This window comes from Streptomyces sp. NPDC059564 (genome assembly GCF_042735575.1).
GTDB lineage: Bacteria > Actinomycetota > Actinomycetes > Streptomycetales > Streptomycetaceae > Streptomyces.
Window position 1 is genome coordinate 1 of the sequence record NZ_JBHWBP010000037.1, and the last position, 18,686, is coordinate 18,686.

The following is an 18,686-nucleotide window of genomic DNA, read 5'->3' on the forward strand; positions in this document are numbered from 1 at the left end:
CGTCAAGCCCCGGGCGCCAGGCCGGCGCCGGAGTGGTCGATGACGTTGCCGTTGGAACAGTTGTTCTTGTGGTTGCCGGTCCAGTCGCTCAGGGCAGGCACCACGGCGAGTTCCTGGATGCACACGTCAGCGGCGGTGAAGTTCCAGTTGTTCGCCGCGTTGACTCCGTTGCCGAAGTTGCTGTCGTTGTCGGCGAAGGCGGGCGTGGCGGCGGAAAGGGCCGCGACAGCCAGCAGGCCGCAAGTGATGATCTTTCGCATGACCGGGGAACGCGTCAGGGCCCGCACAGGTCACGCGGCAAACGAACCAAAGTGGGCGGAGCGGCCTGCCAGGGCCGAAGGATCTGACGACGCGCGGGCTCCGGACTCCTGTGGCCCGGGGCCCGCTGCCGTGCTTGTGGTGTGGCGGAGGTCAGTGGACGACGAGGGAGAAGGAGCCGTCGGCGAAGGTGCCTTCGTGGTCGGTGGTGGTGACGCGGATGGACTGGGGGTCGTCGCCGCAGTCGGGGTTGTTGCCGAGTTCGGTGACGACGAAGAGGCGGTAGCGGTGGGACGCGGTGGTGAAGACCGCGTTGTTGGGGTCGACGCCGGGGTTGAGCTTGACGCAGTACTTGCCGTCGGAGAGGCGGGTGACGGTGTCGATGCCCTTGGAACGGACGATGGAGCCGTCGTCGTTCACGGTGACGGCGGCCCGCGCGTAGGGAGCCCGGACATTGTCGGCGGCGGCGAGTGCGATACCTCCGCTGACGCCGGCGCCGAGCAGGGCGACTGCGGTGGTTGCCAGGACGAGGGCGCGCTTGCTGCGGGAGAGGTGCACGGCAGGTGTTTCCGTTCTGGGGAAGGTGTGCGGAGGGCGGGGGTTACTGGATGGTGAGGTAGAACTCCTGGCCTGCGAAGCTGCCGTTGCGGTCGCCGGTGACCACAGGAATCGTGCGCGGGTCGCCGCCGCACTCGGTGCGTCCCAGGGCGATCTGCACGCTCGAGCCGCGGTTGGCGCCGGTGCCGAGCGTGGCGGTGAAGATGCTCTCGGAGAAGTTGATCTCCGGGTCGGAGACGTGCAGGCAGTAGATTCCCGTACTGGGCCGCGTGACGGCGTCGATGCTCTTGGCCTCCAGCAGGGTGCCGTTGGCCGTCACGTGAGCGGCGGCCTGCGCGTACGGGGCGTACGCGTCGGCGCCGGCGGTGGTGGCCGAAGCGGCGACCAGGGCGAGACCGCCCATACCCACGGCGGCGCAGCGAGTCAGTCGGGTCAGGAACATGGCACTCCTAGCGAGTCGTACGAGAACGGGAGTCGAGGGCGACGGTGATGCGGGGACGCCGTATGCGCGGTCACGCCACCTCCCCGTACGGCTGCGCGGAGTCGGTCCCGAGGCACGGCGAAGCTCCGACAGGACGGCTGCGGCCCACGAGAGAGGCCCAACGACGGCAGCGACGATGGCAGAGGACGTCACGACCCCGGGCAGGGGGGAAGGTTTCATCACCCCCCATGGAGCGAACGATCTTGCTCCGATCGGACGGGGCTCCGTCACCCGACCAGCCCCAGCCGCCGGCCTGTTCCGGGTGCAGGCCTGAGCCCCGTCATCGCTCCAGGGTGAGCTGCTCGACGAGGAAGCTGCCCCACCCGTCCACCCTCAGAGGCCGGGATATCCGGCTCCGCCGGACGGGTGGCCCACAGTGCCCATTCGGCGGATTCGCCGGTTGAACCGGCGACAGTGACGGCACCGAGAGGGCAGCGGCCAGGTGAGCGACGATCAGGCACGCCGGAGTGCGACCGGCGGATCCACCCGTGCACTTCGTGACACTGATCGGCGACGCTCCGAACCTGCGGACCGTGCGATCGCGATCGTCGGTGTGGCCGGGATCTTCCCCGAAGCCGAGAACGTCGGGCAGTTCTGGGCCAACATCGTGGCCGGCCGGGACTGCACGCGCGAGGTCCCCGAGGAGTGGTGGTCCCTCGCGGAGCACCACGACCCCGACGTCCTCGCGCGGGACAAGACCTACGCCCGGCGCGGCGGGTTCCTGCCCTCGATGACCTTCGACCCGCTCGAGTTCGGCATGCCGCCGGCTTCCCTCGACTCGATCGGGCTCGTCCAGTTGCTCGGTCTGCTCGCGGCCAGGGACGTGCTGCGCGACGCGGGCTGTCCGGACGCCGCCTGGTACGACCCCGCACGGACCGGGGTGGTCCTCGGTGTCTGCGGTTCCAACTCGACCGCGCTGTCGCTCGGTTCACGGCTGGTCACCCCCGAGATCCGGGCGTCGCTGCGGGGCGCCGGAGTGTCCCGCCGACAGACCGACGAGGCCGTACGCCGGTACCTGGAACAGTCACCGGAGTGGACCGAGGACTCGTTCCCCGGTGTGCTCGGCAACGTGGTGGCGGGCCGGGTCGCGAACCGATTCGGCCTCGGCGGCGCCAACTACACGGTGGACGCGGCGTGTGCCAGCTCGTTGGCCGCGCTGCGCGGTGCGATCACAGAACTGGTGGAACACCGAGCCGACTTGATGATCACCGGTGGCTGCGACGCGGACAACTCCGTCCTCACCTACCTGTGCTTCAGCAAGACCCCGGCGCTCTCCCCCACCGACCGGGTCCGTCCCTTCGACCGCGACGGCGACGGCACCCTCCTCGGCGAGGGCATCGGCATGCTCGCCCTCAAGCGCCTCGCCGACGCCGAACGCGACCTGGACCGGATCTACGCCGTGATCCGGGGCCTCGGCTCCGCCAGCGACGGCCGCACCAGCAGCATCTACGCACCCTGCGGGGACGGTCAGACCGCCGCGCTGCGGGCCGCCTACACCGACGCCGGGGTGCCCGCAGAGAGCGTCGAGCTCATCGAGGCCCACGGCACCGGCACCCGAGTCGGCGACTCGGTGGAGGCCGCTGCCCTCTCCACCTTCCTGGCGACCCCGTCGGACCGCCGGTTCGTGGCTCTGGGCAGCGTCAAGTCGCAGATCGGGCACGCCAAGGCCGCCGCCGGAGCCGCCGGTCTGATCAAGGCCGCCCTCTCCCTGCACCACCGGGTACTCCCGGCCACCATCGGGATCGGCACGCCCGTGGAGGAGCTCGGCGACCCCGACGGGCCCCTGTACGCCAACACCCGCACCCGCCCCTGGATCCGCGACCCCCGCAGGCCGGTGCGCCGGGCCGGCGTCTCCGGGTTCGGCTTCGGCGGCGTCAATTTCCACGCGGTCCTGGAGGAGCACCGATCGGGCGAGGACGGGCTGAAGGTGGTCCACCCGACCCCCCGGGCCTGCCTGTGGCACGCACCCGACCGTGAGGCCCTGCTCGCCCTGCTGGAGTCGGGGGCCGCTCCGCGGCCCCTCGGCCCGATCCCCGCCGACCACGCCCGGCTCGGCTTCGTCGCCACCGATCAGCAGCACCAGGACCGGCTCCGCCGGCTCGCCCAGGCCCAGCTGCGGGCCCAGCCCGGCCACCGGAGCTGGCAGCACGCGGAGGGCATCCACTACCGCAGCACCGCTCTGCCCGCCCACCACAAGGTGGCCGCGCTCTTCGTCGGCCAGGGCAGCCAGTACGTCGACATGGGCCTGGACGGACTGCTGTCCGTTCCCCCCTTGCGCGCCGCGTTCGACGCGGCCAACGCACTCTGGACCGAGGGGGAGACACTGGCCCGGGTGGTCTTCCCCGTCCCCGGCACCGACCCGGCGGTGGCCGCCGCCCGGCTGCGCCGCACGTCCTACGCCCAGCCCGCCATCGGCGCGCTGTCGATGGGGCAGTTCCGCCACCTATCCGAGCTGGGCTTCGTCCCCGATGTGGCGCTGGGGCACAGTTTCGGTGAGCTGACCGCCCTCTGGGCGGCCGGCAGCTTCTGCGACGACGCCTTCGTCCGGCTGGCCGCCGCCCGGGGCCGGGCCATGGACGTGCCCGCACGGCCGGGCGCCGACCCGGGGGCGATGGTCGCGGTCCGGCTGTCCGAGCGTGCGGCGCTGGAACTGGCCGCCCCGTTCCCCGGACTGGTCATCTGCAACCGCAACGGAGAGCAGGAGTTGGTGCTCGGCGGTCCCACCACGGAGGTCGACGCCTTCGTGACGGCCTGTCTCGACCGCCGCCTGCCCGTGCAGCGCCTCGCGGTCTCCGCCGCATTCCACACCAGGCACGTCGCGCATGCCGTGGAAGGGTTTGCCCAGGCACTGGCCGCCGAGGAGTTCCGCACTCCCGCCGTCCCCGTTCTGGCGAACACCGCCGGTGCCGCATACGGGGCGGACCCGGAGCACAACCGCCGGATCCTGGCCGGGCAGCTGGCCCGACCGGTGGAGTTCGGCGCCCGGCTGGCGGAGCTGTACGCGGGCGGTGTGCGGGTCTTCGTCGAGTTCGGCCCGCGCCAGACCCTCGGCAATCTGGTCCGCCGCACGTTCGCCGCTGACGGTGAGGTCGAGGTGATCCCCACCGACATCGGCGCCGGCACCGGATCTGCCCTCGCCCTCAGGCAGGCCGCCGTCCAGCTCGCGATGCTCGGCCATCCGATCAGGGACATCAACCGCCACGACGTCGAGGCCGCCCCACCCCCGGCCGGCCCTTCAAGCGTGGCCCGGGTGTTGACCGGTCCCAACTTCGCGGCGAACGCCGTCCGGCAGCGCCTCCGGGACGACGTCCCGCCGCCGTTGGCCGAGCCCGTACCCGTGCCCGTGCCCGTGCCCGTCGAGAGGATCGAGATTCCCTCCGTGGACCACATCATGATCACCGGCACCGGCCAGGACCGGTTGGGGCAGGCTGCCGCCGACCACCTGGCGCTGCACAACCGGTTCCTGGAAGGGCAGCTGGCCGTCGCCCGCGACCTGGCCGAGCTGCTGGGGGGACCGGACGGGGCCGACGCCGGAACCGTGGCCCGGGCCGCGCTGATCAGTGAGCACAGTGTGGCCCTGAGCAACGCGCACACCCGCGCCAGTGAGGTGTTCGCCGAACTGATGCGGCTACCGCTCTCCGGTGTCCCGGCCGGCCCTCCGGAGCTGCCGGTGCATCATGACCAGCCCGACTACCGGCCCGCCTTCCGGGATTCGGAACAGGAAGCTGCCCCGGCACAGCCGGTGATCCCGGTAGCCAGGGCGAGCCGCCCTCCGGAGCGGGAGCAGGCACCGCGCCCGGTACCCGCGCTGCCCGCCGAGCCGACGGTGCCGGACTTCGCCGAGGTCGAGCGGGTGCTACGGGAGATCGTCGCGGAGAAGACCGGCTATGCGTTCGACATGGTCGATCCCGATCTGGACATCCGGGACGACCTCGGCATCGACTCCCTCAAGCAGGTCGAGATCGCCGCCGAGGCATGGCGCTGCTTCCCCCAGCTGCCGCGCGAGGAGGTCTACCAGTTCGCCGCGGTCCGGACCGTCCGCGACCTCTCCGAGATCCTGCGCGCGGTGCTGGCCCGGCCGGCGCCCGCGCTCAGCGCGGCCGAACCGGTTCCGCTCGGCCGCGCCTTCGTGAGCCTGCGCGAACTCCCCGCCCCCGACGAGCTGGTGAACGTGTACGGGCACCGGCCGACCGCCCTGCTCCTGGACGACGGCAGCAAGCTCGCCGAACTGCTCCGGCAGGCCCTGGACGCCCGGCACTGGCAGGTGCGGTCCGTCCGACTGCCGCAGGTGTCGGGCGAGGGCCCGCAGCTGGCGGACTGGTCGGAGCAGTCGCTGAGCACCTGCGTCCTGGACCTCACCTCGGCCGGGCCGCTCGCGCTCTGTCTGCTGCCGGCCGGTCGCGACGCCCTCGCCGATCCGGCGCAGGTGGTGGCCCGGCTGCGGCACGCCGTCCTGGTGGCCAAGCACGCCGCCCCGGCCCTCCGGGCGATGGCCGCCAACGGCAGCCGAGGAGCGTTCGTCACGGTCACCGAGCTGGACGGTGCGCTCGGCCTCGCGGGCTCGGGCGGCGACCCGATCGCCGCGCTGGTCGGCGGCCTGGGCGGGCTGGCCAAGAGCCTGGCCCTGGAGGAGTCCGACCTGTTCTGCCGCAGCATCGACCTGGCTCCGGAACTGGACCCCGCCCTCGCCGGGCGGTCCGTCCTGGCCGAACTCACCGATCCGGAGAGCAACGTCTGCGAGATCGCCTACGACGCGCAGGCCCGTCGCCGGACGCCGTGGCTCAGCCCCGAGCCCGCGCCTCTGGTGCCGGTGCCCGCGAATCCGGAGCCTGACCGGGACGACCTGCTCCTGGTGACCGGCGGGGCCCGCGGCATCACCTCCTGGTGCATTGCCGGACTCGCCGACCGCAGCGGCAGCGGCTTCCTGCTCCTCGGCCGTACCCCGCTCCTCGACGCACCGGCCTGGGCCGGTGACAGTACCGACCCCGTCGTATTGCGTGAGCTGCTCGCCCAGCGCATGCGGGAGGAGGGTCACGACCCCGGACTGCCCGGCGCACGAGCAGCATTGGACCACCAGTCCGCCGACCTCGCCCGGCAGCAGGAGGTCCGCGCCACCCTCGCCGAGCTACGGGCCAAGGGCGTACGGGCCGAGTACGTAGCCGCCGATGTCGGCGATGCCGAAGCGGTCCAGGCAGCCCTGGAGCCCTACGCCCGCCGGATCACCGGTCTCGTGCACGGTGCCGGGATCCTGGCCGACGAGCGGCTGGCGGACAAGGGCCCGCGCAACATCGCCAGAGTGCTGGACGCCAAGCTGACCGGGCTCCTGAACGTGCTGACCGCGCTCGACGGGACCGTACTGCGCCACCTCGTGCTGTTCACCTCGGTCTCGGGCGTCTTCGGCAACTCCCGCCAGACCGACTACGCCCTGGCCAACGAGGCGCTCAACCGGTTCGCCTGCGCCTGGCAGGCCACGCACCCCGACTGCCGGGTCTCCTCCCTCGCCTGGGGACCGTGGCGCGGCGGCATGGCCTCTCCCGGTATGCAGGAGCTCTTCCTCCAGCACGGCGTTCCGCTGCTCACCCGCGAGGAGGGCGTGGACTACTTCGCCCAGCAGATGAGCGCCGACCGCACCGGCGACCTGATCGCTGTGATCGGCCCCGTCGCACCGGTCTTCCGGCGCCGGGGTACCGTACCCGCCGAGGAGCGGACCGTACGGCGCGAGACGGCGGGCCTCGGCCAGGATCCGGTGCTGGACCACCACCGGATCGACGGCCTGCCGGTACTGCCGATGACGGCGGCTCTGGGCTGCTGTCTGAACGTGCTGGAAAGCCTGCTGGGGCCGGACCAGCCGGTGCTGGTCTGCCGGGAGTTCGCCATCAATCGAGGCCTGGTGTTCGACGGCACCGAGCCCGTCCGGCTGGACATCGACGTACGGCCAACCGCCGACCCGGCGGCCTTCGCCGTCCAGGTCCGGGACGAACCATCGCAGGCACCACGGTTCCAGGGTCGGTTCCACCTGGAGCACGGCGATCCCGTGCCGGACCGGATCACCCTCCCGGCACCGCTTCCTGCCGCCTTCGAGCCGCACCCGGCCTACCGGGACGGGTTCCTGTTCCACGGCCCCGTCCTTCAGGGGCTGGGCAGCGTGCTCCACGAGGAACCCGCCCTTCTCCTGCTCGCCGCCCGGCTGCCTGACCCCGTACTCGCCACCGGCGCGTACGGGACCGGACGGTACCGGCCGGGCGGCTCCGACGTGCTCCTCCAGGCGGCCGCGCTGCTGGGCCGCAGCCGCGTCGGGCTGCGCTGCCTCCCGGTCTCGGTCGGCCAGGTCGACCTGTTCGCGCCGCTGCCGGACGACGAACAGTTCGCCGTGCTGGCCGAGCTGACCGACGAGAGTCCACTCGACCTCACCTTCACCGTCACCGCCTGCGCGGCGGACGGCCGGGTCCTCCAGCGCTGGAGCGGTTTGCGGATGGTCATCGCCGTTCCCGAGTTGGCCGCCCGGGCGGCGTGGCCCGGGCCGGCCGAAGTGTCCGGGCCATGAGGGACGTTCTGATCGACCGCTGGCCGCCGCGGGACGAGCTCGGATTCGACGGCGATCCGTCCCCGGGTCCCGGTACCCCGCAACCGCAGCAGGGCTCGGCCTCACCGGTCGTGGCGGCGGTCCAGCGCGCCCACGCGGCAGTCGTCGAGGCCCATGGCAGGTACCTGGCCAGACTGCTCGGGTCCCCGGTGACCTCGAACCCGACCGACCCCGGCAGCGGGCCCGGCTTCACCGCCCGGCTCGACCTCACCGGGTCCGATCCCACCGAGTTGGTACGTGGGGTGCTCCTCGGTCACGCTCGGCGCCTGGCCCTTGCGGACCTGCTGCCGGAGCCCTCCGCCCGGCCCCGGGACGCCGCCGACCACCACGTCCGGCTGTCCGTGCCCGCTCCCTCGGGCCCGGTCACCGCGCTGGTGCAGGTGCGCGACATCGGGCTGACCCCCCGCCCGTACGTCCTGGCCGACTGCCGGCTGCTCGCGGAATCAGCCGAGGTCGCCCGGATGGTCGGTATCGGCATCGAACTGGTCGAAGGTCCGGGCACCCACATCGCCGCCACGGCCGCCCCCGCCGGCCGGGCCGTCGCACGCCGCAGGTGCGCCGACGGCCGCCGTGCGGTCATCAACGAGTTCCACCTGGCGCACCTTGCCGAGGGCGACATCACGTTGGCGTTCGATGTTCCCGGCCGTGTGCTGGCCCGGGTCCGCCCGCGCCTGCCCAACAGCGACCTGCTGATGATCAGCCGTTCGCCGGATCCGGCACGTCCGTTCGGCCGCTACGAACCCGGTGCCACCCTGACCACGGAGTACGACGTCCCGGCCGATCCCTGGTACCTGCGTGAGAACGGCACCCCGGTGGTCCCGCACCTCGCCTACCTCGAAACCTCGTTGCAGGGCGCGGCCTTTCTCGGCGTCAGCCTCGGCATGAGCCTGGAGCACCCCGAGGCCGACCTGGTCGTGCGCAACCTGGAGGGCCGGGCCACCCTTCACCGGACACCCGCCCTCGTCGGTCGCACCATCACCCAGCACTCCACCCTGCTCTCCCATGCCGAGCTGCCCCAGGCCGTGGTCCAGCGGTATGCCTACGAGCTGAGCCTCGGCGGAGAGGTCTTCTACAGCGGGGAGACCGCGTACGGCGTCTACCCCGCCGATGCCCTCGGCGCCGACGCGGGGCTGGACGGCGCCGTGCCGCAACCACCGTGGCTGCGCGCGAACCCCGGAGCGGGCGCCCGGACGATCGAGGCCCGCACCGACCCCAGGCTGGGCCGGGGGCGGATGGCGCTGCTCGACCGGGTCGAACTCGTACCGGACGGGGGCGTCTCCGGCCTGGGCTACGCGCTCGCCACCGCCGCCATCGACCCCGATGCCTGGTACTTCGCCCGGCACTTCCACCAGGATCCGGTGATGCCGGGCTCGTTCGGTATCGAGATGCTCCACCAGGCCGTGCACGCCCATCTGTTGCACACCCCCGGCCTGGCGGACCACCTGCCTGCGGTGCGGCTGGCACCCGCCACCGGAGCCGAGTTCAGCTGGAGCTACCGCGGCCAGGTCCTCCCCCGGCACCGCCAGGTGCAGGCCGAGGTACATCTCACCGAAATCTCCCGGCACGGCCCATGCCTCACGGTCCGGGCACGGGGCAGCGTCTGGCGCGACGGCACCCGGGTCTACCAGGCAGAGGGCATCGGCGTGACCCTCGGCCCCGCCGGCACCGAGAGGGAGCTCTCATGAATCCGACGCATTCACGTCCGGCCCGGGTCCGGCCCGCGCCTGCCTTCGAACCGGAGGCGATCGGCCGGGTCCTGCGGCGCCTTGACCTGCCCTGCTACGTGTTCCGGCAGGGCGGTCGGACCGGCGTGGCCCACGAGCCGGTGCCCGGCACCGAAATCCTGACCACGGTAGGCCCGTTGCATACCGACCGTCTCGGGTCGGCGACGTTTCGGCAGGCCCACGGGGTGCGCGGCGCCTACATGGCCGGGTCGATGGCCACCGGTATCGCCTCCGTCGAACTGGTCGGGGCGATGGCCCGGGCCGGCTACCTGGCCTCCTTCGGAGCGGCCGGCCTGTCCCAGGCCCGCACCGAACAGGCCGTGTCCCGACTCGGCCGCGAACTGTCCGGCCTGCCGTGGGCCGCCAACCTGATCCACAGTCCACGGACGCCCCGGCTGGAGCGCCGGACCGTCGACCTCTACCTCGCCCACGGCGTGCGCCGTGTGGAGGCATCCGCCTTCGTCGACATCACCACCGAGCTGGTCCGCTACCGCGCCGCCGGGCTCCGCCCCGACCCGTGCACCGGTGTGCACGCCGGGCACCACGTCATCGCCAAACTCTCCCGCCCCGAAGTGGCCGAACGCTTTCTGCGCCCCGCCCCGGACGCACTGCTCGACACGCTGGCCGCCGAAGGCCGGATCACTGCCGAGCAGGCGCGCCTCGCCCGGCTGCTCCCGCTCGCGGATGACATCACGGCGGAGGCCGACTCGGCCGGCCACACGGACGGCCGCCCGCTCACCGTCCTGCTCCCCGAGCTGCTGGAGCTCCGTGACCGGCTGGCGCCCCTGGTCCGGGTCGGGGCGGCCGGCGGCCTCGGCACTCCCCTGGCCGTGCACGCGGCCTTCGCCCTCGGCGCGGACTACGTCGTCACCGGCTCGGTCAACCAGGCGTGTGTCGAGGCGGGAACCTCCGACCAGGTCAAGCAACTCCTCGCCGAGGCCGGTCCGGCGGACTGCACCACGGCCCCGGCCGCCGACATGTTCGAACTGGGTGTCGACGTCCAGGTCCTGCACCGGGGCAGCCTGTTCCCCGGCCGGGCCCGGTGGCTCTACCGCCTCTACCGCGAGCTGGACAGCCTCGACGACCTCGCTCCCGCCGACCGCGAACGGCTGGAGCGGCAGGTGTTCCGGCGCCCGGTCCAGGAGGTCGAACGCGCGCAGACCGAAAACCGCCCGCAGGACGCCGAACGGAGCGCCAGGGACCCGAAGTTCCGCATGGCCTCGACCTTCCGCTGGTATCTGGGCAACTCCGCGCGCTGGGCCACCGGCGGTGAGCGCGACCGGAGCGCCGACTTCCAGATCTGGTGCGGCCCGGCGATGGGCGCCTTCAACGCCTGGACGGGCGGCACACCGCTGGCGCTCCCCCGGAACCGCCGGGTGGCCGACATCGCGGACCGCCTGCTGGCCGGGGCCGCCTACCACGGCCGGCTCACCCAACTACGCCTGGCGGGGGTACGCCTGCCGGCCGCCGTCCGGACTCTCGGCGTCACGCTCCGGTAGCGGTCGCCCGAAGCGTCAGCCTGGCCAGGTCCGCCTGTTCCCGCTCGAACAGCCGGACACAGGCGTCGAGGTATCGCTCGTATCTCCGCACCGTCGCCTCACCGGCGACGGCCACGGCCGCCTCCCGGGCGTCGGCGAGCCGCTCCCGCCAGACCGCGCAGGTCCGTGCGTAGTGCGCCCCGTCGAGCCGGAGCTGGACGGTTTCGAACAAGCCCTTGCTCGCCAGCCGGATGTCCGTCATCGTCGGGATGCCGGACTCCGGGAAGATCTCCCGGGCCAGGAATCCGGCGTCGGCGAGCGCCCTCGGGTCCAGCTGCCCGCCGCCGGTCACGATGGTCTGCAGCGACAGCACCCCACCCGGGCCGAGCCAGCCCGCACAGCGCTCGAAGAACGGCCGGTAGCCGGCCACACGCTGCGCGGGCGGCAGCCCGACCCGGGCGAAGTGCTCGAAGGCCCCCACCGACACCACGGCGTCGTAGCGCTCCTCGGGACTGTGATCCGACCAGGATTCCTCCCGGACCTCGCATCCCGCCCACCCCCTGCCCCGGATCCACTCGGCCTGATGCCGGCTCAGGGTGAGCCCGACCGCACCTCGCGCCCCGTTCGTCTCCGTCGCCCTCCGCAACAGCCCGCCCCACCCGCACCCCACGTCCAGGACGCGGCTGCCGGCTGCCACCCGCGCCTGTGCCAAGTGGTAGTCGGTCTTTCTCAGTTGGGCCTCCTCCAGGCTCTCGCCGACCTCCGCCCAGAGCGCACACGAGTACGTCATCGACGGATCGAGCCACAGCCGGTAGAAGCCGTCGGCGACGTCGTAGTGGTGTCGGATCGCCGACGCCGCCGCTCCCAGAGCCCTGTCCGGGCCGATACCTGCCGCCATCACGTCTCGATCCTCGGGTGAGTAGGTGCGTCACTGCCCCGCGGCCCCGGTACGGCTTCGCCTTCCGCCTCGGGCGCGGGAAGGGGACGGTGGGCGCCCGGGTTGAGGCGGCGGTGCCATCGGGCCAGCGGGGCGGGGCACCACCAGTTGGCCCGGCCCGCGATGCGCATGAACGCGGGTACGAGGACGCCGCGGACGACGGTCGCGTCCACCAGCACCGCCAGAGCGAGCCCGCAGCCGATGAGTTTCAGCAGCGTGACCTCGGACGTCACCAGCGGCGCGAGGGCGACAGCCACCAGCAGCGCGGCCACCGTGATGACTCGTGAGGTAGAGGCGACTCCCGTGACCAGGGCCTCCGTGGTCGAGGCGCCGCGGCGGTGCTCTTCGAGCACGCGGGAGATGAGGAAGACCTCGTAATCCACCGACAGGGCGAAAGCGATGCAGAACATCAGCACGGGCACCGAGGTCTCCAGTTCGCCCGTGACGGTGAATCCGCCCAGCAGCCAGGCGAGATGCCCGTCCTGGAACACGAACACCATCGCCCCGAAGCTGGCCCCCAGGCTGAGCGCGCCCACCACGACGGCCTTGATCGGGATGACCACCGAGCCGGTCTGCCAGAACAGCAGCAGGGCGATGCAGCCGACCACGATCGCGGCCGCGGGCAGCAGCCGGCCGGCCACCGCGTGCTTGGTGTCGAGCGCGCGGGCGGGCCGCCCACCCACCAGGTGCTCGATGCCGGGCGCGGGCCGCAGTGCCCGCACACGCTCGACCAACGCCTCGTCGCGCTGCGGACCGCCGCTGCCCAGCACCGCGATCCAGGTCGCCCCCGGCGCGGCATGCAGGACCGCGGCCGAGCCGGGCTCCGCCACCCGCTCACCGTGCCGGAAGACCCCCGTGAACCCTTCGACCCGGGCCACACCCCGCGTGGCCGACAGACTCCGCGCGTACGAGTCGACCAGTTCCTGCTGCATGAGGGGGTCGGTGTGCGGGAGGACCACACGCAGGGTGCGGTTCCACGGCACGTCGAAGGTCTCCTGCACGCGCGCGGCGGTGGCATGGGACTCCAGGCCGGCCGGCAGCACGCGCTCGTCGGTGGGACCGAACCGTACGTGGGCGAAGGGCACCAGCAGCAAGAGCAGGAAGAGGGCGGCACAACCGCCCGCCAGGACGGGCCGTCGCACCGCCACCCCCGCCGTACGCGACCACAGGCCGGACTGCGCAGGACTGCGGCGGTGCCGCGGAAGGGAGAAACGGTCGATGCGGGTGCCGAGGAGCGCGAGGACCGCGGGCAGTACCAGCAGCGTCGCGGCCGTGGCGAAGGCGACCACCGCCATGCCCGCGCAGGCCAGCGAGCGGAGCAGACCCAGCGGGAAGAGCAGTAGCGCGGACAGGCAGACGATGGCCGTGGCCCCCGAACACAGCACCGCTCGGCCCGCCGTGCCCATGGTGCGCGCCACCGCCTCCGGCACCGCCATGCCGGCCGCGAGCTCCTCGCGGAAGCGGGTGACCACGAAAAGGCCGTAGTCCACCGCCAGTCCGAAACCCAAGGCCGCGGTGAGGTTTCCGGCGAACGCGGAGACCGGCATGAACACGGCCAGCAACCGTAGTGCCGCGAAGCCCCCTGCGACGGCCACGGCACCGATCAGTGCGGGCAGCAGGGCGGCGGTCAGCGAGCCGAACGCGAACAGAAGCACGATGACGACCAGTGGAGCCCCGATCAGTTCGGCCCGCAGCAGGTCGCGGCGGCTCGCCTCGGTCGCTTGTGCACTCGCCCACGAGGTACCGGTCGCCGCGACCGTCAGGTCGCCGTGCCGGCCGGTGAGCTCGGGTACCAGCCTCTGCGCGGTGGCCACCGCCGTGGCCTCGTCCCCTGACAGATCGGCAGTCACGAGCCCGGAGCGATGGTCGCTCGAACGCAGCCGCTGATCACCCTCGGTCCAGTACGAGAACACCTGCCCCACACCCTGCTGCCGGGCGAGGCTCCGCGCCAGGGCGCGGCCCTGGGAGGCGATGTGCGGCTCATCCACCTGCTGCCCTGCTCGGACCTCCAGCACCAGGTCGGGGATGCCCGCACCGAAGTGCCGTTGCAGTTGGGCGTCGGCGCGTGCGGCCTCGGTGCCGTGCGCGATGTAACCCCCGGCGGAGAGCCGCCCGGGCGCGACGGCAGCCAGGGCAGCCAGCACGACGGCTCCGAGCAGCGCGAAGAGCAGAACCCGCCAGGGCCGGGCGATCAGACGGTACGTCAGCACACTGCATAGACTAACTACTCACTGGAGTCGAATGAATTCGAAGGGTAACGGCCTGCTGATGTTGTCACCGCGCTCCACCCCCAGCCGCAACCGGTCCATCGGCACCGCCGCGGTCTTGGCCGTCCTCACTCTGGGGGTTTCCCTCCTCGCGGGCACAGCCACGGGCAACGCCCGGGCCGGGGCGAAGAGCCACCTCGAATGCGGGGTCCGGACCCTGCCCGGCGAGCCGGTCACCTTCTCGCCCGAGGTCACCAGCACCCTGCGGCACGTCCGGGTGCGGGGGGCGGTCCTGCTGGACCGATGCACCTCGCCCGACGGGAGCCAGCGGCACATCCGCTCCGGCCGTCTCACTCTGGAGGGCAGCGCCGACGCCAGTTGCACCCGCGCGACCAAAGTGCGCGGCACGGGCACGATCACCTGGTACACGGCGGCGGGTGCACGTGGCGAGAAGTGGGGAACCTCCCGCTTCGAGCCCGGCTCCGGCGAGGCCGCGTACAGCCCGGCAGACACCTTGTTCTCCGGCCGGGTCACCTCCGGCCGGCTCGCCCACCAGCGCGCCACCGCCCGCATCCTCCCGTCCGGTGCGGCACGCCAGTGCGGCACGCGCGACCTGGCCGCCTTTCACGGAAGCGGGATCATCACCTTCACCTGACACCGGGGTCTAGGTGGAAGACGCGGACCTCGCGGTGATCGGCGCGGGCCGCGTAGTCGCCGTAGACGGGCAGGAGGGCCAGCAGCCGCGGCCACACGGTCCGTTGTTCCTCCGGGCCCAGGAGGCGGGCGGTGACGGGGTGGCGGCAGTGGTTCCAGGTGAGGTGCGCGTGCGCGTGGTGGAGGAGGTTGGTACTCCAGGCGGGATGGTGGGGACGGCCGAAGTTGGTCGCGGCGACCAGCCAGCCGCCACCAGGGAGGGGATGCGCGCACACGGGCACGGCGCGCGGGCGGCCGGTACGGCGTCCGGTCGTCGTCAGCAGCACGGTGGGCAGGATGAGTCGGGACGGCAGCCACCGGCCTCCGGTCAGCCGGTACGCGGCCAGGTCGCAGACCGGAAGCCACCGGGCTGCCGCCCTCAGGAAGAGCCCGGAGGCCCCGATGCGGCACGCGAGCCGGCGAACCGCACGGGGAAACCAGGCCGCGGTGCGGGGCGAATCCGTGGGCGCGGGCGAAGTGGGTGCGGGCGCAGGCTGGAGAGGGGGCGGGGTGGGCATCATGCGACGCGGCGGCGGTGGACGGTGGCCGTGCACATCTGCCGGAGGCGATCGCGGGCAGGTGTGGCGGGCAGCAGATCTTCGGCCTGTGCCCAGGCCTCGTTCAACAGACGGCCGGCTTCGCGAACGCACTGGTCGAGCGCTCCGCACGCCTCGATCTCTTTCACCACGCGGGCCGCGCCGGCTTCGTCGAGGCCTGCCGTGATCTGCTGCCACAGGGCGACAGCCTCGCGGCGCGGCAGCAGGGCTGCGGCGTGGGCGAGGGGGAAGGTCACGCGGGCGTTGTGCAGGTCCTCGGCCGCCCTCTTCGTCAGCACGCCGTCATGGTGTACGCCCTCGAGATCGGCGATGTCGTCGGTGATCTGGTAGCCGACGCCGACCGCTTCGCCCAGCACCGCGAGTGCCCGTCGCTGCGCCGGGGTGGCACCGGCGACCAGGGCGGCGATCTCGAACAGCGCCCCGACCGCCGCGCCCGACTTCAAGCGGTGCGTGAGCGTCAGGAGTTCCAGCAGTGTGCCGCTGTCCCCCTCCCGGAGGTAGTGGTCCATCTCAAGGTGGTGGCCTTGCAGGTCGAGAGCCTGCCCGGCGTGCGCGGCCCGCAGCCCGCCCAGATACGCCTCGTAGACCGCGGTGCGCAGGGGCGGGTCGTCGGGCAGGGCCAGGTGGATGGCGCGGTCCATGCCGAGGTAGGCGGCCGTGCCCGCGTTGATGACGGTGGCGGCGCCGTGAACGAGGTGGGCGGCCGGGCGGCCGCGGCGCAGTGGTGCCTCGTCCTGGATGTCGTCGATCATCAGCGAGCCGGTGTGGATCAGCTCGCACGCCGCCATCAACGGCCCGTACGGGCGGCTGTCCGCGCCCAGGGCCTCGATCGCCGCGGCCATCAGGCGGGGCCTCCACCGTCGGCCGCCGCCATCCAGCAGATGCCGCACCGGGGCGACCAAGGCGGCGTGCAGGCGCCGATCCAGCCGCTCCGCGGCGTACGGGCCACACGACACGGCAGTGGTGGCGAGCAGTTCGGCGCTCAGCCCGGGCCGGGGGCGGGCCGGGCAGAGCCGTTCGATGCCCTCGGAGAGCGTTTCCGGCCCGGCGGACGGCGAAGCCGTCGGTCCGGCGGGGGGTGCGGCAGCGGCGTGCCCTGTCAGGCGCTCGCGGTAGGCGGTCCGCTCGCCCTGGGCAGGGGCGAGCCCGATCGTGTCGAGGGCGAGGAGGTCGTCGACAAGGTCCCGCAGCCGCTGCGGGAGCAGGGCGGCAGCGGCCAACGCCCATCCCAGCCGCCGGGGCACGACCACCCGTGCCCGCGGCCGCTCGATCACGCGCACCACCTTCGCAGCCACCTGATGCGGTCGCAGCGCCCGTAGCAGACGTCCGCGCAGACCGGCGGCCGCGGAGGTGTCCACCAGGTAGGGCAGGACAACGGAGACGTGCACGCCGCCGGCACGGCCCTCGCGGCGCAGCGCCTCGGACAGCGCCATCACCCCGGCCTTGGTGGCGCTGTAGACGGCCAGCCGGGCGAGCGGCTTGAGAGCGCACACGCTGGCGATGTTGACGATATGTCCACTCCCCCGGGCGTGCATCACCGACCACGCCGCCCGGCACCCCGACACCACGCCCCGCATGTTGACGTCGAGGGTGTGCTCCCAGGCATGGTCCGGCTGCTCGCCGAACGGCGCATCGGTGATCACACCGGCGTTGTTCACCCACACATCGAGACGGCCGAACTCCTCCAGCGCGGTCCGCGCCAACACCGCCGCCGCGTCAGGATGGCGCATGTCCGCGACCACGGGCCGTACGCGCGGGCCCGACAGGGCGGCGCTCGCGTCGAGCGCCGCCTCGTCGCAGTCGCCGAGCACCAGACGGAATCCTGAAGCGGCGAGGGCACGCGCCAGCGCCCGGCCGATGCCGCCGCCCGCGCCGGTGACCACCGCGACACGCTCTTCGGATCCGACCTCGTGCCCGCTGATCGCCCCAGCCTCCCTGTCGCCCGTACCAGCAGCTCACCGTGCCGGTCACACAGCCAACGCAGGTCAGGGCGGGAGGAAACCGGCCGCACGGCCACGTCACTCTAAGGAACGGGCCTCCCGCCGGGGCAGCTGGCCGGCGAAGCCGCTTCGGCGGGGGGGAGGCAGTCGGACGTCCACCCCTCGGAAGCCCCGAACCAGCCTGGGTCCGGACCGGTCACGGACCTGGAGTCGACGCTCCGGGCGGGGAATCGGCAGCGGTGGTGGCCGGGCGGGCGTCGGGGGACGGCCCGCCACCGGCGACGAACTTGTAGCCCGCTCCCCGCACCGTGACGATGCTCGAACGCCGGAAGGGTCTGTCGATCTTCCGGCGCAGGGCGCTGATGTGGACCTCCAGGAGGTTCGCCTGCCGTGACGCCCCCTTCTCCCAGACCCGCTCCATGATCTCGGGCTTGGTGACGACCCGCTCGGCCTGACGGGTCAGGCACGCGAGCACACTGAACTCCTTAGCGGTCAGCTCGATCGCCGTCCCTCCCCGCCACGCCGTCATGGAGACCGGGTCCACCCGGAGATCGCCGACCTGCCACTCCGCCGGGCCGGGCCGGCCTCCCCGGCGCAGCAGGGCCCGGAGCCGGGCGACGAGCACCACGAACCCGAACGGCTTCACCAGGTAGTCGTCGGCGCCGCGCTCCAGGCCTTCGGCGATGTCGTGCTCGCCGCCCTTGGCCGTGAGGATCAGGATGGGGGTCGTCCGGCCCGCGGCACGGATCCGCGAGCACACGTCGTAGCCGTTCAGTCCCGCGAGCAGGATGTCGAGCACGATGACGTCGTGGTCCCCGTGGAGCGCCCTGCGCAGGCCCGAGTGCCCGTCGGGGGCCCACTCCGTGTGGAACCCCTCGGCTGTCAGCCCCTGCCGCAGCGCATTCGCGGAACGGACACTGCTTTCGATGAGGAGCAGGCGCACGGATTTTCCTTCGGGGAGAGTGGGCTTTCATCGCCTTGTCGGGGGAACAAGCTAGACCGGGACGGCCGCCCGCCCGGTCCGTGCCCGCCGGATCGGGCGCTTTCGGCCGCCCTTTCTGGCCCTTGGGTGAATACGGAGGCGGTGTCGTTCACTTTCCTCGCCCCGGTCCGCGGCGGTCCCGAACGGTGTCGACGAAAGTGAATGCCGGAGGGTGGCATTTCCCGTGGCGTGACGTACATACGCGGCGCACACAATCCGGTGGTCTAGTCCTTTCTGGTAACGTCTGCCCCTCTTCTGGTGGAACTGGAACCCAGCGAACCGATCAAG

General features: G+C 72.6%; 12 protein-coding genes. 4 read left to right on the forward strand and 8 right to left on the reverse strand.

Annotated elements, in window-relative coordinates; all coding sequences use genetic code 11:
• Nucleotides 1-2: 2 nt before the first annotated feature.
• From ACFV0Q_RS10020 to ACFV0Q_RS10030, 3 genes are all read right to left on the reverse strand, one after another.
• Entirely contained in the window at nt 3-260 is a 258-nt protein-coding gene (locus ACFV0Q_RS10020) for a hypothetical protein (protein WP_385003298.1), read from the reverse strand.
• Between the two features lie 151 nt (nt 261-411).
• Entirely contained in the window at nt 412-816 is a 405-nt protein-coding gene (locus ACFV0Q_RS10025) for a hypothetical protein (RefSeq protein ID WP_385003301.1), read from the reverse strand.
• Nucleotides 817-859: 43 nt separating this feature from the next.
• Nucleotides 860-1,258, reverse strand: a complete 399-nt coding sequence (locus ACFV0Q_RS10030; RefSeq protein ID WP_385003304.1) for a hypothetical protein — start codon at nt 1,256-1,258, stop codon at nt 860-862.
• Nucleotides 1,259-1,739: 481 nt separating this feature from the next.
• On the opposite strand from ACFV0Q_RS10030, the gene ACFV0Q_RS10035 reads away from it, so the two are divergent.
• The 3 genes from ACFV0Q_RS10035 to ACFV0Q_RS10045 are packed head-to-tail and all read left to right on the forward strand — an operon-like array spanning nt 1,740 to nt 11,103.
• Nucleotides 1,740-7,841: an SDR family NAD(P)-dependent oxidoreductase gene (locus ACFV0Q_RS10035; protein WP_385003307.1), complete on the forward strand. Its 6,102-nt coding sequence runs from the start codon at nt 1,740-1,742 to the stop codon at nt 7,839-7,841.
• Nucleotides 7,838-9,565, forward strand: coding sequence for a 3-hydroxyacyl-ACP dehydratase (locus ACFV0Q_RS10040; RefSeq protein WP_385003309.1), 1,728 nt, complete (start codon nt 7,838-7,840; stop codon nt 9,563-9,565). Before ACFV0Q_RS10035 ends, ACFV0Q_RS10040 begins: the two co-directional genes overlap by 4 nt.
• Nucleotides 9,562-11,103 carry a PfaD family polyunsaturated fatty acid/polyketide biosynthesis protein gene (locus ACFV0Q_RS10045; RefSeq protein ID WP_385003312.1) on the forward strand — a complete coding sequence of 514 codons (1,542 nt, stop codon included), beginning with the start codon at nt 9,562-9,564 and terminating at the stop codon, nt 11,101-11,103. The genes ACFV0Q_RS10040 and ACFV0Q_RS10045 overlap by 4 nt, the downstream gene beginning before the upstream one ends.
• Here the strand turns inward: ACFV0Q_RS10045 and ACFV0Q_RS10050 are convergent.
• Both ACFV0Q_RS10050 and ACFV0Q_RS10055 read right to left on the reverse strand, forming a co-directional pair.
• Nucleotides 11,090-11,980: a class I SAM-dependent methyltransferase gene (locus ACFV0Q_RS10050; protein WP_385003315.1), complete on the reverse strand. Its 891-nt coding sequence runs from the start codon at nt 11,978-11,980 to the stop codon at nt 11,090-11,092. The two genes, ACFV0Q_RS10045 and ACFV0Q_RS10050, sit on opposite strands and share 14 nt — an antisense overlap.
• Nucleotides 11,980-14,229: an MMPL family transporter gene (locus ACFV0Q_RS10055; RefSeq protein ID WP_385003318.1), complete on the reverse strand. Its 2,250-nt coding sequence runs from the start codon at nt 14,227-14,229 to the stop codon at nt 11,980-11,982. The genes ACFV0Q_RS10050 and ACFV0Q_RS10055 overlap by 1 nt, the downstream gene beginning before the upstream one ends.
• A gap of 31 nt (nt 14,230-14,260) precedes the next feature.
• Between ACFV0Q_RS10055 and ACFV0Q_RS10060 the strand changes: the two genes are divergently transcribed.
• Nucleotides 14,261-14,881: a hypothetical protein gene (locus tag ACFV0Q_RS10060; protein ID WP_385003321.1), complete on the forward strand. Its 621-nt coding sequence runs from the start codon at nt 14,261-14,263 to the stop codon at nt 14,879-14,881.
• Here the strand turns inward: ACFV0Q_RS10060 and ACFV0Q_RS10065 are convergent.
• The 3 genes from ACFV0Q_RS10065 to ACFV0Q_RS10075 all read right to left on the reverse strand — a co-directional run bounded on the left by ACFV0Q_RS10065 (nt 14,874) and on the right by ACFV0Q_RS10075 (nt 18,359).
• Nucleotides 14,874-15,440 (reverse strand): nitroreductase family deazaflavin-dependent oxidoreductase, encoded by a 567-nt coding sequence (locus ACFV0Q_RS10065; RefSeq protein WP_385003324.1) that lies wholly within the window; start codon nt 15,438-15,440, stop codon nt 14,874-14,876. The genes ACFV0Q_RS10060 and ACFV0Q_RS10065 overlap by 8 nt on opposite strands.
• Entirely contained in the window at nt 15,437-17,359 is a 1,923-nt protein-coding gene (locus tag ACFV0Q_RS10070) for an SDR family NAD(P)-dependent oxidoreductase (protein ID WP_385003328.1), read from the reverse strand. Before ACFV0Q_RS10070 ends, ACFV0Q_RS10065 begins: the two co-directional genes overlap by 4 nt.
• Before the next feature lie 253 nt (nt 17,360-17,612).
• Nucleotides 17,613-18,359: a response regulator transcription factor gene (locus ACFV0Q_RS10075; protein WP_385003331.1), complete on the reverse strand. Its 747-nt coding sequence runs from the start codon at nt 18,357-18,359 to the stop codon at nt 17,613-17,615.
• Nucleotides 18,360-18,686 lie beyond the last annotated feature (327 nt).

What these genes read in the sequence shown, in the direction of transcription:
- ACFV0Q_RS10020 (WP_385003298.1), bottom strand. Translation starts at nt 260, where the DNA reads ATGCGAAAGATCATCACTTGCGGCCTGCTGGCTGTCGCGGCCCTTTCC.
- ACFV0Q_RS10030 (WP_385003304.1), bottom strand. Translation starts at nt 1,258, where the DNA reads ATGTTCCTGACCCGACTGACTCGCTGCGCCGCCGTGGGTATGGGCGGT.
- ACFV0Q_RS10040 (WP_385003309.1), top strand. Translation starts at nt 7,838, where the DNA reads ATGAGGGACGTTCTGATCGACCGCTGGCCGCCGCGGGACGAGCTCGGA.
- ACFV0Q_RS10045 (WP_385003312.1), top strand. Translation starts at nt 9,562, where the DNA reads ATGAATCCGACGCATTCACGTCCGGCCCGGGTCCGGCCCGCGCCTGCC.
- ACFV0Q_RS10050 (WP_385003315.1), bottom strand. Translation starts at nt 11,980, where the DNA reads ATGGCGGCAGGTATCGGCCCGGACAGGGCTCTGGGAGCGGCGGCGTCG.
- ACFV0Q_RS10060 (WP_385003321.1), top strand. Translation starts at nt 14,261, where the DNA reads ATGAATTCGAAGGGTAACGGCCTGCTGATGTTGTCACCGCGCTCCACC.
- ACFV0Q_RS10065 (WP_385003324.1), bottom strand. Translation starts at nt 15,440, where the DNA reads ATGATGCCCACCCCGCCCCCTCTCCAGCCTGCGCCCGCACCCACTTCG.